10 protein-coding genes are annotated in these 14,433 nt (G+C 71.4%); 4 read left to right on the forward strand and 6 right to left on the reverse strand.

Features of this window, described 5'->3' with window-relative positions:
• Nucleotides 1–12 precede the first annotated feature (12 nt).
• Nucleotides 13–2,238 (forward strand): catalase/peroxidase HPI, encoded by a 2,226-nt coding sequence (gene katG, locus EIM48_RS00220; RefSeq protein WP_028915407.1) that lies wholly within the window; start codon nt 13–15, stop codon nt 2,236–2,238.
• Nucleotides 2,239–2,298: 60 nt separating this feature from the next.
• On the opposite strand, the gene EIM48_RS00225 is transcribed toward katG, so the two are convergent.
• The 6 genes from EIM48_RS00225 to rpsP form a co-directional block, all read right to left on the reverse strand.
• The gene (locus EIM48_RS00225; protein WP_125110849.1) at nt 2,299–2,532 is read right to left on the reverse strand and encodes a hypothetical protein; all 234 of its coding nucleotides are present in this window, start codon (nt 2,530–2,532) and stop codon (nt 2,299–2,301) included.
• A 93-nt stretch (nt 2,533–2,625) separates the two neighbouring features.
• The gene (locus EIM48_RS00230) at nt 2,626–3,030 is read right to left on the reverse strand and encodes an RNA-binding S4 domain-containing protein (RefSeq protein ID WP_019398731.1); all 405 of its coding nucleotides are present in this window, start codon (nt 3,028–3,030) and stop codon (nt 2,626–2,628) included.
• Nucleotides 3,031–3,254: 224 nt separating this feature from the next.
• Nucleotides 3,255–3,650: a 50S ribosomal protein L19 gene (gene rplS, locus EIM48_RS00235; protein WP_019398730.1), complete on the reverse strand. Its 396-nt coding sequence runs from the start codon at nt 3,648–3,650 to the stop codon at nt 3,255–3,257.
• Between the two features lie 197 nt (nt 3,651–3,847).
• Nucleotides 3,848–4,618, reverse strand: coding sequence for a tRNA (guanosine(37)-N1)-methyltransferase TrmD (trmD, locus tag EIM48_RS00240; protein WP_125110850.1), 771 nt, complete (start codon nt 4,616–4,618; stop codon nt 3,848–3,850).
• Between the two features lie 129 nt (nt 4,619–4,747).
• Nucleotides 4,748–5,281, reverse strand: coding sequence for a ribosome maturation factor RimM (gene rimM, locus EIM48_RS00245; RefSeq protein ID WP_050992169.1), 534 nt, complete (start codon nt 5,279–5,281; stop codon nt 4,748–4,750).
• A 37-nt stretch (nt 5,282–5,318) separates the two neighbouring features.
• Nucleotides 5,319–5,585 carry a 30S ribosomal protein S16 gene (gene rpsP / locus EIM48_RS00250; protein ID WP_028915405.1) on the reverse strand — a complete coding sequence of 89 codons (267 nt, stop codon included), beginning with the start codon at nt 5,583–5,585 and terminating at the stop codon, nt 5,319–5,321.
• A gap of 370 nt (nt 5,586–5,955) precedes the next feature.
• On the opposite strand from rpsP, the gene EIM48_RS00255 reads away from it, so the two are divergent.
• From EIM48_RS00255 to EIM48_RS00265, 3 genes are read left to right on the forward strand one after another with little or no spacing between them, the layout of a single operon-like run.
• A complete protein-coding gene (locus tag EIM48_RS00255; protein ID WP_125076604.1) occupies nt 5,956–7,176 on the forward strand; it encodes an efflux RND transporter periplasmic adaptor subunit in 1,221 nt (406 codons plus the stop codon).
• On the forward strand, nt 7,173–10,268 hold the full coding sequence (locus EIM48_RS00260) for a multidrug efflux RND transporter permease subunit (protein WP_028915403.1): 3,096 nt from the start codon (nt 7,173–7,175) through the stop codon (nt 10,266–10,268). The genes EIM48_RS00255 and EIM48_RS00260 overlap by 4 nt, the downstream gene beginning before the upstream one ends.
• Nucleotide 10,269: 1 nt before the next feature.
• Nucleotides 10,270–13,374 carry an efflux RND transporter permease subunit gene (locus EIM48_RS00265; protein ID WP_125110851.1) on the forward strand — a complete coding sequence of 1,035 codons (3,105 nt, stop codon included), beginning with the start codon at nt 10,270–10,272 and terminating at the stop codon, nt 13,372–13,374.
• Nucleotides 13,375–14,433 lie beyond the last annotated feature (1,059 nt).

Consider the following 14,433-nt stretch of genomic DNA (forward strand, 5'->3'; position numbering starts at 1 on the left):
GGGGCAATCCCAATGACGACCGAGAAGAAGTGTCCGTTCCACGCCGGCGTCGCCGGCACAGGCACCACCAACCGCGACTGGTGGCCGAACCAGCTGCGCCTGGACCTGCTGACCCAGCACTCGGAGCGCTCCAATCCGCTGGGCAAGGACTTCAACTACCGCGAGGAGTTCAGCAAGCTCGACTACGCGGCGCTGAAGAAGGACCTGCTGGACCTGATGACCAGTTCGCAGGACTGGTGGCCGGCCGACTTCGGCAGCTACGTGGGCCTGATGATCCGCATGGCCTGGCACAGCGCCGGCACCTACCGCGTCGGCGACGGCCGCGGCGGCGGTGGCCGCGGCCAGCAGCGCTTCGCCCCGCTCAACTCCTGGCCGGACAACGTCAGCCTCGACAAGGCCCGGCGCCTGCTGTGGCCGGTCAAGAAGAAATACGGACAGAAGATCTCCTGGGCCGACCTGATGATCCTGGCCGGCAACGTCGCCCTCGAGCACGCCGGCTTCCGCACCTTCGGCTTCGGCGCCGGCCGCGAGGACACCTGGGAACCGGACCTGGACGTGTACTGGGGTCGCGAGAAGACCTGGCTGGGCGGCGACGAGCGCTACGCCCGCGGCTCGGAAGGCGTGCCCAAGCCCGAGGGCGACAGCGTGCTGGTGTCCGAGGACGACGCCGACGGCAAGATCCACAGCCGCAACCTCGAGAACCCGCTGGCCGCGGTGCAGATGGGCCTGATCTACGTGAACCCGGAAGGCCCGGACGGCAACCCCGATCCGCTGCTGGCCGCGCACGACATCCGCGTGACCTTCGGCCGCATGGGCATGGACGACGAGGAAACCGTGGCCCTGATCGCCGGTGGCCACACCCTGGGCAAGACCCACGGCGCCGGCCCGGCCGACAATGTCGGCCCGGATCCGGAAGCGGCCGACCTGGAGATGCAGGGCCTGGGCTGGGCCAACAGGTTCGGCACCGGCAAGGGCGCCGACACCATCACCTCCGGCCTGGAGGTGACCTGGACCAGCACCCCGGCGCAGTGGAACAACGACTTCTTCAAGTTCCTGTTCGACTTCGAGTGGGAGCTCACCAGGTCGCCGGCCGGTGCGCACCAGTGGGTGGCCAAGGACGTCGAGCCCTTCATCCCCGGCCCCACCCCGGACTCGCCCAGGCGCAAGCCGACCATGCTCACCACCGACCTGGCGCTGCGCTTCGACCCGGTCTACGGCCCCATCTCCCGCCGCTTCCGCGATGACCCGCAGGCCTTCGCCAATGCCTTCGCCCGCGCCTGGTTCAAGCTGACCCACCGCGACATGGGCCCCAAGGCCCGCTACCTGGGCCCGGAAGTGCCGGCCGAGGACCTGATCTGGCAGGACCCGCTGCCCAGGCCGGTGCACGCCCCCGAGGCGGCCGACATCGCCGATGCCAAGGCGAAGATCGAGGCGCTGGGCCTGCCGGCCGGCGACCTGGTCACCCTGGCCTGGGCTTCGGCCTCCACCTTCCGCGGCGGCGACAAGCGCGGCGGCGCCAACGGTGCGCGCATCCGCCTGGAGCCGCAGCGCGGCTGGCAGGTCAACCAGCGCGCGATCAAGGCGCTGGAGAAGCTGGAGGAGCTGCAGCCGCAGGTGCGGCTGTCGCTGGCCGACCTGATCGTGCTGGCCGGCGGCGTGGCGATCGAGCAGGCGGCCAAGGCGGCCGGCGTCTACGTCGAGGTGCCGTTCGCGCCCGGCCGCGTGGATGCCTCGCAGGAGCAGACCGACGTCGAGGCTTTCCGCCACATGGAGCCGTTCGCCGATGGCTTCCGCAACTACCTCAAGGCCCCGTCCGAAGTGCCGGCCGAGCACCTGCTGGTGGACAAGGCCCAGCTGCTCACCCTGACCCCGCCGGAGATGACCGCGCTGGTCGGTGGCCTGCGGGCACTGGACGCCAGCTGGGACGGCAGCCGCCATGGCGTGTTCACCGAGCGCCCGGGCGTGCTCAGCACCGACTACTTCACCAACCTGCTGGACATGGCCTACGAGTGGACGCCGGTGGACGCGGAGCGCCAGCTGTACGAAGTGCGCGAGCGCAACGGCGGCGCGGTGAAGTGGACCGCGACCCGGGTCGACCTGGTGTTCGGCTCCAACTCGGTGCTGCGCGCCCTGTCGGAGGTGTACGCGTCCGACGACGGCGCGGAGAAGTTCGCCCGCGACTTCGTCGCCGCCTGGACCAAGGTGATGAACCTGGACCGCTTCGACCTGCGCGCCTGAGCCCACACGCGGCACGCAGCATGCCCCGCCCGGGTTCCGGGCGGGGCTTTTCGTTGGTGCTTATTGGTCGCGCGCGCGCAGGTCGAGCTTGATCCGGCTGTCGCGCTCGCTGGACCAGATCACCGCTTCCTCCGCCGGCTTGCAGCGGCGGTCGCGGCTGGTACCCGGCTGGCCCGGCAGCGCCGGCCCCTTGTCGCCGCCCACCAGGCAATCGGCGGCCATCGGGACGAGTGGATCGTCCTGGACACTGGCGCAACCGGCCAGGCCCAGCGACAGCACGGCAAGGGCGGACATCCTGCGAAGCATTCGGCAACTCCGGTCGGCGGGAACACGCCCGTTCTACACCGGCACGGGTGCCCGCGCGACAGGCCGGAAGTCAGGGGTGGATCAGAACGCGTCGATGTCGCCCAGGGCCTGGATCAGGCGGCGGGCGCGCTTGTCCGGCTTGTGCTCCGGCGGGCGGTAGCCATCGCGCATGGCGGCGCGCTGCAGCCGCTGCTCCTCGCGCCGCTTCGCCGATTCGGCGCTCTCGGCGTACAACGCCTGCGCCACCGGGGCCGGGCCGCGGGTGTCGCTCAGGCCCAGTACCTGGACCTCGAAGGTTTCCTCGCCGCGGGTCACGCGCAGGGCATCGCCGACCCGGATCGCACGCGAAGGCTTGGCGCGCTGTCCGCCGACCTCGACCTTGCCGGTGTCCACCGCCTGGCGGGCCAGGCTGCGGGTGCGGAAGAAGCGCGCCGCCCACAGCCAGACGTCCAGGCGCACGTGCGCGCCGGCTTCCGTCTCAGCCATGGGAGGCACCAGCGGCGCCCACGTGGGGCGGGATCATGCAGGCCAGGTTGCAGGTACGGGTGTTCGGCATCGATTGCGTGTACGGCCGGTGCGGATGGCGGCTGCCGGCAGGCCGCGGTACGTCCGCAGTGTGCGCCCGTCGGCGCGGGGACGCCAGCGCGCGGAGGCCACCACGCAAACGGCCGCCCTGGGGCGGCCGTCGCGGACAGCGAAGACGCGGCGGATCAGCCGGCGTTCTTCTCGGCCTTGGCCTTGGCCACGGCAGCCAGGTCTTCCTTGATGCGGGCCGCCTTGCCTTCCAGGCCACGCAGGTAGTACAGCTTGCCGGCGCGGACCTTGCCGCGGCGCTTGACCTCGACCGACTCGATCATCGGACTGAAGGTCTGGAACACGCGCTCGACGCCGTAGCCGTGCGAGATCTTGCGCACGGTGAAGGACGAGTTCAGGCCGGCGTTCTTGGTGGCGATGACCACGCCTTCGTAGGCCTGCACGCGCTCGCGGTTGCCTTCCTTGACCTTGACGTTCACCACGACGGTGTCGCCCTGGCTGAACTTCGGCAGTTCGCGGTTGATCTGGGCGGACTCGAACTCCGCGATGATGGACTTGTTCAGCTTGCTCATGGTGACCGACTCTTTGTTCGGGTGGGCGTGTCTGGATGACAACTCGGGCTAACGCAGTCGCCGGATTGCGCTGCGCGTTTGTTGTTGTGGATGCCTGCTCCGGCGCCCCTCGGGGCCTGCCTCTTGCAGGAATCCGGCATTGTAGCCGGTCCGCAAGGTCCGTGGCTAGTCACCCCATGGACCGGAACCGGGCAGGGTCAGGCCGGCGGTGCCTCCTGCCCCGCCGGGTCCTGTTCCAGCGCGCGCAGGCCCTCCTCCAGCAGCTTGCGGTCGACCTTGGACAGTTCCCGCCCCTGCAGCAGGTCCGGGCGCCGCAGCCAGGTCCGCACCAGGGCCTGCTGCCGGCGCCAGCGCGCGATCGCAGCATGGTTGCCCGATCGCAGCACCTCCGGGACGGTGCCGTACGCGTGCTCGACCGGGTGGCTGTAGTGCGGGCAGTCCAGCAACCCGTCCTCGAAGCTGTCCTGGGCAGCCGAGCCGGCGTCGTTGAGCGCGCCGTCCTGCAGCCGGGCCACCGCGTCGACCACCACCGCCGCGGCCAGCTCGCCACCGGACAGCACGTAGTCGCCAATCGACAGCTCCTCGTCCACCTCGGCCTGGACCAGGCGCTCGTCGATGCCCTCGTAGCGGCCGCACAGCAGCACCAGGCGCGGCATCGCCGCCAGCTCGCGCACCCGCTTCTGCTCCAGGCGCCGGCCCTGCGGGCTCAGGTAGACCACGTGCACCGGGGTCGGGTCGGCCTGCCGCACCGCCGCCAGGCAGCGCCGCAGCGGCTCCACCAGCATGACCATGCCCGGCCCGCCGCCGAAGGTGCGGTCGTCGGTCTTGCGGTAGTTGCCGTCGGCGTACTCGCGCGGGTTCCAGCCGCGCAACTGCAGCAGTCCGCGCTCGCGCGCGCGCCCGGTCACGCCGAACGCCGTGCAGCGGTCGACCTCTTCGGGGAACAGGCTGACGACGTCAATGCGCATGGAGCGGTGATTTTGGTGATTCGGGATTCGTGATTCGGAAAAGCGGGAGGCGCTGGCAACCCAGTTCGGCTGGCAATCCGAGCTTATCGCTCTTTCAAATCACCAATTACCAATCACGAATCACGGCCCCTAGAAATCGGGATCCCAGTCGACCGTGATGGTGGCGGTGTCGAAATCCACCGAGGTGACGTAGTCGGGCCGGACGAAGGGGATCATGCGCTCGCGTTCGCCGCGCACCACCAGCACGTCGTTGGCGCCGGTGGACAGCAGGTGCGAAACCTCGCCCAGGGCCACGCCGTCGACGGTGACCACCTTCAGCCCTTCCAGGTCGACCCAGTAGTACTCGCCGGGTGCCGGCGGCGGCAGCGCCTCGCGCGGGACCAGGATCTCGGTGCCGCGCAGGGCCTCGGCGGCATCGCGGTCGTCGCAGCCGGGCAGGGTCGCCACTACGTGCTTGCCGGTGTCGCGCCCCCTGGCCCCGCGCAGCTCGCGCTCGGCGCCGTTGGCCGAACGCAGGATCCAGGGCTGGTAGCGGAAGATCTGCGCGCGCGGCTCGGTCCAGGACTCGAGCCTGACGTCGCCGCGCACGCCGAAGGCGCCCGTCACCCGGCCCAGCAGAATCAGCTTCCGCGGTGCTGGAGTGGGACGCCCTGCGTCGTTCATGTCAGGTACCGGCCGCCGCCAGGGGCGGCCGTCGCCATCAGGCGGCCTGGGCCTGGCTCTGGGCCTTGACCACTTCCTTGTACAGGCTGCGGACCTTGTCCGTCAGCTGCGCGCCGTTGCCCACCCAGTAGTCGACGCGGGCGATGTCCAGCACAACGCGCTGCTCGTTGCCCTGGGCAACGGGGTTGTAGTAGCCGACGCGCTCGATGTTGCGGCCGTCGCGGGCGCTGCGCGAGTCGGTGACGACGATGTGGTAGAACGGGCGCTTCTTGGCGCCGCCGCGGGTGAGACGGATCTTGACCATGTGTTTTTCGTGTTGCCCAGTCGCCAGGATGACGAGGTAAGCCGGCGATTCTAGCCGAACACCGCCGCCAGGGAAACCACCCCGCCCCGCCCGGCCGCCCCGCCCGGCCGCCTTGCCGGCCACCCCGCCCGGCCGCGACTCGCACCGCTGCGGGCTCCTGCCCCCGCTTCGCGGGCGCGCGATCCCTGGTGAATTACGCGCAGCATGACCAAAGTCATGCAACCGCGGCAAACCGCTCCCGTACCATCACCGGGCAGGCGTCGCGCCGGGCGCACAGCCCGGCCAGGGAAAGCGGCGCCGCGACCCCAGGCCTTGCCCCGTACACCTCCCCCACGGTGGGCCCTGCGCCCGCCGCCCTGATGGACTACCGATGAAAAAGCTGCCCCGCCTCCTCAAAGCGCTCCTGGTCCTCGGCCTGGTGCTGGCCCTGGTCCTGCTGTGGCGGGGCTGCTCCGGGAAGGAGGACGCGCCTCCGGGCGGCGGTCGCGGCGGCTGGGGCGAGCGCCCGCCGACCCCGGTGCGCGTGGCCACCGCCGAGCGCGGCCCGCTGGACCTGGAGATCAAGGCGCTGGGCACCGTCACCCCGCTGCGCACGGTGACCGTGCGCCCGCGGGTCGAGGGCGAGCTGCTGCGCATCGCCTTCGACGAGGGCCAGCAGGTCCGCGCCGGCCAGCTGCTGGCCGAGATCGACCCGGCCCCGTTCCAGGTGCGCCTGGCCCAGGCCGAGGGCGCGCAGAAGCAGAACCTGGCCGAGCTGGAGAATACCCGCATCCAGTTGCAGCGCTTCCGCGACCTGGCCGGCGCCAACTACGTCTCCGCCCAGGAAGTGGCCGACCTGCAGGCGCGCGTGCGCCAGTTCGAGGGCCGCCGCGAGAGCGACCAGGCCGCGGTGGACGAGGCCCGCCTGCAGCTGCAGTACACCCGCATCACCGCGCCGATCGACGGCCGCATCGGCCTGCGCACGGTGGACGTGGGCAACCTGGTGCGCGCCGGCGACGAGGGCGGGATCGCCACCATCACCCAGACCCGTCCGATCAGCGTGGTGTTCGCCCTGCCCGAAGGCGTGCTGCCCTCGGTGCAGGCGGCGGTGCGCGGGGGCCAGGCGCTGGCGGTGCAGGCCTGGGACCGCGACGAGCGCCAGCCGCTGGCCAGCGGCACCCTGTCCAGCCTGGACAACCGCATCGACGTGCAGACCGGCACCCTGCGCCTGCGCGCCCTGTTCGAGAACGCGGACGAGTCGCTGTTCCCCAACCAGTCGGTCAACGTGCGCCTGCGCCTGGGCAGCGCGGACGTGGTCTCGATCCCCGATGCGGCGGTGCAGTTCGGCAACCGCGGCACCTACGTGTACGTGGTGGGCGAGGACGACACCGCCAGCGTGCGCGAGGTGAAGCTGGGCGCCAGCCACGAGGGCCGGGTGGCCGTGCTCGAGGGCCTGGCGGACGGCGAGCGCGTGGTGCTCGAGGGCCTGGACCGCCTGCGCGAGGGCGGCAAGGTGCAGGTGGTCGACGCCGACGGCGTGCCGGTCGCGGCCGACGCCGGCAGGCCCGTCGACGCCGCGGCTGGTGGCAGCAAGGCGGCCGCCGCGCGATGAACCTGTCCCGCCCGTTCATCCTGCGCCCGGTGGCGACCTCGCTGCTGATGCTGGCGCTGCTGCTGTCGGGCCTGTTCGCCTACCGCCTGCTGCCGGTCTCGGCGCTGCCCCAGGTCGACTACCCGATCATCCAGGTGCTCACCCTGTACCCGGGCGCCAGCCCGGCGGTGACCACCAGCGCTGTGACCGCGCCGCTGGAACGGCGCCTGGGCCAGATCCCGGGGCTGAACCAGATGACCTCGACCAGCTCCGGCGGGGCCTCGGTGATCACCCTGCAGTTCTCGCTGGAGGTGGACCTGGGGGTGGCCGAGCAGGAGGTGCAGGCCGCGATCAATGCCGCCTCCAACTTCCTGCCCAACGACCTGCCGATGCCGCCGGTGTACCGCAAGGTCAACCCGGCCGACACCCCGATCCTGACCCTGGCGGTGACCTCGCCTTCGATGGCCCTGCCCGAGGTCTACGACCTGGTCGACACGCGCATGGCCCAGCGCCTGTCGCAGCTGCCGGGCGTGGGCCTGGTGAGCCTGGCCGGCGGGCAGCGCCCTGCCGTGCGCATCCAGGTCAACCCGCAGGCGCTGGCCGCCGCGGGCCTGGGCATGGGCGACATCCGCCGCGCGATCGGCGCGGCCAACGTGAACATGCCCAAGGGCAGCTTCGACGGCCCCACCCGCGCCACCATGCTCGACGCCAACGACCAGATGCGTTCGGCCGAGGAGTACCGGCAGCTGGTGCTGGCCTGGAACGACGGCGCGCCGCTGCGCCTGGGCGACGTCGCCACCGTGGAGAAGGGGCCGGAGAACAGCCAGCTCGCCGCCTGGTCGGGCAAGGCCCCGGCGATCCTGGTCAACATCCAGCGCCAGCCCGGCGCCAACGTGATCGAGGTGGTGGACCGGATCCACGCCCTGCTGCCGCAGCTGCGCGCCTCGATGCCGGCGGCGGTGGACGTGGCCGTGCTCAGCGACCGCACCGAGTCGATCCGCGCCTCGATCAAGGGCGTGCAGCACGAGCTGCTGCTGGCGATCGGCCTGGTGGTGCTGGTGACCTTCGTGTTCCTTCGCACGGTGCCGGCCACGATCATTCCCTCGATCGCGGTGCCGCTGTCGCTGGTGGCCACCTTCGGGGTGATGCTGCTGGCCGGGTTCTCGCTCAACAACCTGACCCTGATGGCGCTGACCATCGCCACCGGCTTCGTGGTCGACGACGCGATCGTGATGCTGGAGAACATCGCCCGGCGCATGGAGGACGGCGAAGGCCCGATGGAGGCCGCGCTCAACGGCGCGCGCCAGATCGGCTTCACCCTGGTCTCGCTGACGGTGTCGCTGGTCGCCGTGCTGATCCCGCTGCTGTTCATGGGCGACGTGGTCGGCAAGCTGTTCCACGAGTTCGCGATCACCCTGGCGGTGGCCATCGGCATCTCGCTGGTGGTCTCGCTGACCCTGACTCCGATGCTGTGCGCGCGCTTCCTCAAGGCCGGGCACGGCCATGGCGAGGCCGGCGCCGACGGCGCCCAGGGCGACATGTTCGACCGCGTGGTGGCGCTGTACGACCGCGGCCTGCACTGGGTGCTGGCGCGGCAGCCGCTGATGCTGGGCGCCACCGCGGCCACCCTGGCCCTGACCGTCGCGCTGTACATCGCCGTGCCCAAGGGCTTCTTCCCGGTGCAGGACGCCGGCCTGATCCAGGGCATCAGCGAGGCGCCGCAGTCGGTCTCGTTCGAGGCCATGGCGCGCCGCCAGCAGGCGCTGGCCGACGCCATCCTCGCCGATCCGGACGTGGCCACCCTGTCCTCCTTCATCGGCGTGGACGGCAGCAACGCCACGCTCAACAGCGGCCGCTTCCTGATCGAACTCAAGCCGCACGCCGAGCGCAGCGCCGGCGCGCTGGAGATCATCGAGCGGATCAAGCGCCGCGCCGCCGCGGTGCCGGGCATCGACCTGTACCTGCAGCCGGTGCAGGAGCTGAGCATCGAGGACCGGGTCAGCCGCACCCAGTACCAGTTCGCCCTGACCACCCCGGACCTGGACGAGCTGTCGCGCTGGACCGGCGCGATGCTGCAGGCGCTGCGCAAGCACCCGGCCCTGGCCGACGTGGCCAGCGACCTGCAGGACCAGGGCCTGCAGGCCTGGCTGGACATCGACCGCGACGCGGCCGCGCGCCTGGGCGTGTCGGTCTCGGCGATCGCCGACGCGCTGTACGACGCCTTCGGCCAGCGCCAGGTCTCGACCATCTTCACCCACGCCAACCAGTACCGGGTGGTGCTGGAGGCCGATCCGCGCTTCCAGCTGGGACCGGAGGCGATCGGCCGCATCCACGTGGCCACCGCCGACGGCCGGCAGACGCCGCTGTCGGGCCTGGCGCGCGTGGAGACCCGCCCGACCCCGCTGCAGGTCAGCCACCTGGGCCAGTTCCCGGCGGTGACCTTCTCCTTCAACCTGGCGCCGGGCGCCTCGCTGGGCGAGGCGGTGGCGGCGATCGAGCAGGCGCGTGCCGACATCGGCATGCCGGCCAGCGTCGAGCTGCGCCTGCAGGGCGCGGCGCAGGCGTTCCGCAACTCGCTCTCCAGCACCCTGTGGCTGATCCTGGCCGCGGTGCTGGTGATGTACATCGTGCTGGGCGTGCTCTACGAGAGCTTCATCCACCCGGTGACCATCCTCTCCACCCTGCCCTCGGCCACGGTGGGCGCGCTGGCGGCGCTGCTGCTGTCCGGGCGCAGCCTGGACCTGATCGCGGTGATCGGCATCATCCTGCTGATCGGCCTGGTGAAGAAGAACGCGATCATGATGATCGACTTCGCCCTGGAGGCCGAGCGCGAGCAGGGACTGGCGCCGCGCGAGGCGATCCACCGCGCCGCCCTGCTGCGCTTCCGCCCGATCCTGATGACCACCCTGGCGGCACTGTTCGCGGCCATCCCGATGGTGTTCGCCTCCGGCTCCGGCGCCGAGCTGCGCCAGCCGCTGGGCCTGGTGATGGTCGGCGGCCTGCTGGTGAGCCAGGTGCTGACCCTGTTCACCACCCCGGTGGTGTACCTGTTCTTCGACCGCCTCTCGCGCCGCCGCGAGGCGGCGGCCGAAGGCGCCGGCGCGGCGGCCTGACATGCACGAAGGCGCCTCGCCCAACCTGTCGCGGGTGTTCATCGAGCGCCCGGTCGCCACCGTGCTGCTGGCGGTGGCGGTGGTGCTGTGCGGCCTGCTGGCCCTGCGCCAGCTGCCGGTGGCGCCGCTGCCGCAGGTCGACTACCCCGCGATCCAGGTCAGCGCCAGCATGCCCGGCGCCAGCCCCGAGTCGATGGCGGCCACCGTGGCCACCCCGCTGGAGCGGGCGCTGGGCAGCATCCCCGGGATCACCCGCATCACCTCCAGCAGCAACCAGGGCAGCACCCGCGTCGACCTGCAGTTCTCGCTGGACCGCGACATCGACGACGCCGCGCGCGAGGTCCAGGCCGCGCTCAACGCCGCGCGCGCGCAGCTGCCCTCGGGCATGCCGGGCATGCCGCAGTACCGCAAGATCAATCCGTCGCAGGCGCCGATCATGACCATCGCGCTGAGCTCGGACACGCTCACCCCGGCGCAGGTGTTCGACGTGGCCTCGACCGTGCTGGCGCAGAAGATCGCGCAGGTGCCGGGCGTGGGCGAGGTCGGCGTCGGCGGCGGCTCGCTGCCGGCGGTGCGGGTCTCGCTCAACCCCGGCGCGCTGAACCAGTACGGCATCGCCCTGGAGGACGTGGCCGCGGCGATCCGCAACGCCAACGCGCTGCGCCCGCTGGGCACGGTGGCCCGCGACGACCGCCAGTGGCAGGTCGAGGCCGGGCTGCAGCTGCGCACAGCGGAGGAATACCGCGACCTGGTGGTGGCCTGGCACGACGGCCGCGCGGTGCACCTGCGCGACGTGGCCCAGGTCGGCGAAGGCACCGAGAACCGCTACGCCTCCGGCTTCCACAACCGCCGCGCGGCGGTGCTGATGATGGTCAACCGCCAGCCGAACGCGAACATCATCCGCACCGTGGACGCGATCCACGGGCAGATGGACACGCTGCGGGCGCTGCTGCCGGCAGGCGTGGACATGAAGGTGGTGATGGACCGCTCGCCGGTGATCCGCGCCACCCTGCGCGAGGCCGAGGCCACCCTGGTGCTGGCGATCGGCCTGGTGGTGCTGGTGGTGCTGGCGTTCCTGGGCAGCTGGCGCGCGGCGCTGGTGCCCTCGCTGGCGATCCCGGTCTCGCTGTTCGGCGCGCTGGCGATCATCTGGCTGGCCGGGTTCTCGCTCAACACGCTGTCGCTGATGGCGCTGATCGTGGCCGCGGTGCTGGTGGTGGACGACGCCATCGTGGTGCTGGAGAACATCTCCCGGCACCTGGCCGCCGGCCTGTCGCCGGTGGCGGCGGCGATGCGCGGCGCCGGCGAGGTCGGCGCCACCCTGCTGTCGATGAACATCGCCCTGGGCGTGGTGTTCGTCTCGATCCTGTTCCTGGACGACTTCGTCGAGAAACTGTTCCGCGAGTTCTCGCTGACCCTGGTGGCGGCGATGGCGGTGTCGGTGGCGGTCTCGCTGAGCTTCACCCCGGCGCTGTGCTCGCGCCTGCTGCGCAGCGCCGGCCCGGACCGGGTGGTGCCGCCGTGGGAGCGGCTGGGCGAGCTGCTGTTCGGCGGCCTGCGCCGGCTGTACCTGCGTTCGCTGGACCGCAGCCTCGCCCGCCTGCCGCTGATGCTTTGCCTGCTGCTGGGCACGGTGGCGCTCAATGCCTACCTGTTCGCCAAGGTGCCCAAGGGCACGGTGCCGCAGCAGGACACCGGCCAGCTGCGCGGCTTCATCCGCGGCGACGACGGCCTCTCGTTCCAGGTGATGCAGCCGAAGATCCAGGCCTACCGCGAGTTCCTGCTGCAGGACCCGGCGATCGCCGACATCGCCGGCTACATCGGCGGCGGCACCGGGGTGAACAACGGCTTCGTGATGATGCAGATGAAGCCGCTGGCCGAGCGCAAGGTCTCCAGCCGCGAGGTGATCGACCGCCTGCGCCGGAACCTGCCCAAGGTGCCCGGCGGCAACCTGTGGTTCTGGGTGGACCAGGACATCCGCATCGGCGGCGGCAACGACGACGGCAACCTGGACCTGCAGCTGCTGGCCGGCGACATCGGGCCGCTGCGCGAGTGGACGCCGAAGGTGCAGGAGGCGCTGGCGGCGCTGCCGCAGCTGGTGGACGTGGACTCCAGCGGCGACGAGGGCATGCGCCAGGTGCGCCTGGAGATCGACCGCGAGGCGGCGGCGCGGCTGGGCGTGGACATGCGCACGGTCGGCACCGTGCTCAACAACTCCTTCAGCCAGCGCCAGGTGGCCACGCTTTACGACAGCCTCAACCAGTACCGGGTGGTGATGGAGCTGGATCCGCGCTACACCACCTCGCCGGAGACGCTGGACCAGGTGTACGTGATCGCCGCCGGCGGCCACCGCGTGCCGCTTTCGGCGATCGCCAGCTGGGGCTACGGCATGGCCCCGGACCGGATCCAGCACCATTCGCAGTTCGTCTCCACCCGGATCAGCTTCGCCCTCGCCCCGGGCGTCACCCTGGGCGAGGCCACCGCGGCGATCGAGGACGCGATGGCGAAGATCATGCTGCCCACCGAGGTCCAGGCCCGGCTCGGCGACGAGGCCGGCAGCCTGCAGGACCTGCGCAACCGCCAGGCGTGGCTGATCCTGGGCGCGGTGCTGGCGGTATACCTGGTGCTGGGCGTGCTGTACGAGAGCTTGGTGCAGCCGCTGGCGATCCTGTCGATCCTGCCTTCGGCCGGGATCGGCGCGCTGGTCGCGCTGCTGCTGTTCGACGGCGAGCTCAACCTGATCTCGCTGCTGGGCCTGTTCCTGCTGGTCGGCGTGGTGATGAAGAACACCATCCTGATGGTCGACTTCGCACTCGCCGCGCAGCGCGAGGGCCAGCCGGCGCACGCGGCGATCCTGGAAGCGGCCAGGCTGCGCTTCCGCCCGATCCTGATGACCAGCGTCGCCGCCCTGCTGGGTACCCTGCCGCTGATGCTCGCCACCGGCGAAGGCTGGGAAATGCGCCGTCCGCTGGGCATCGCCATCGTCGGCGGCCTGCTGGTCAGCCAGGTGCTGACGCTCTACACCACCCCGGCGGTCTTCCTGGCGCTGGACCGCCTGCGCGCACGCGTGGCGCGCAAGGCGGGCGTCGCTTCGCCGGCGGCGTAAGCAGGGGTAGCCCGGGCAAGCAGAGCGCACCGCGCCGCTGCAACGCCAGGGCTGGCGAGGCCTGGCGCGTCGCCACGCGCTGCGGAATTGCCGCCGGGCTGCGTAGGCGCATTGCCTGGGTACGCAGCGCATCCGGGGAAACGACGCACGCACCGGGACTGCGGCATGCGTCTGCTTCCGAATGCGGACCGGGCGCGGGTTACCTGCGCGGACTGGAAGCAAGGCGGACGCATGGCCCAGGGCACTGCGATGCGATACCCGTCGCCCTCCATGTCCCCCGGCTCCGTCCCCCGCTCCCGCGGGGGCCGCAGCCTCCTCCTTTACTTCCGGGCAACGGGCATCGCACCGCGGCTCCACGTAGCCCGGGTAAGCGGAGCGCACCCGGGGGCGGCGACCGACGCACGCATGAAGGAGCCAGGGCGGAGCGGGCGAACCGGGCAGAACCGAGCCACGTACCGGGTGCGGCATGCGCTTCCCGGAGGCGGCCCGCGCCCGCCTTCGCCTGCAGTTGCGGCCTTGGCCGGGCCATGTGCCATGGAAGCAGGAGCGTTGGGGGCGGACGCATGGCCCAGTGCACTGTGATGCAATACCCGTTGCCCTCCATGTCCCCCGGCTCCGTCCCCGCTCCCGCGGGGGCCGCAGCCTCCTCCTTTACTTCCGGGCAACGGGCATCGCACCGCAGCGCTGGACCGTCGCTGGCGGCCCAGTAGAGCGCACGGCTCCATGTAGCCCGGGTAAGCGAAGCGCACCCGGGGCGGGCACCGACACACGCATGAAGGATCCAGGGCGGACGGGCGAGCCGGGGCAGAGCCGACCCACGTACGGGTGCGCCTTGCGCCTGTTCCCCGGATGCGGCCTGCGCCCCCGCCTTCGCCTGCTGTTGCGGCCTTGTCCGGGCCATGTGCCCAAGGAAGCAGGAGCGTTGGGGGCGGACGCATGGCCTAGTGCACTGCGATGCAATACCCGCGGCTTCAAACTCTGCGCACGAGCCTGTAAGCCCCGCTTGCAGGCGGGAGACTGATGCCTCCAGGGCTCCTGGCCTTGCGCGCAAGGAGCGAC

The organism is Pseudoxanthomonas sp. SGNA-20 (genome assembly GCF_003931635.1).
Classification (GTDB): domain Bacteria; phylum Pseudomonadota; class Gammaproteobacteria; order Xanthomonadales; family Xanthomonadaceae; genus Pseudoxanthomonas.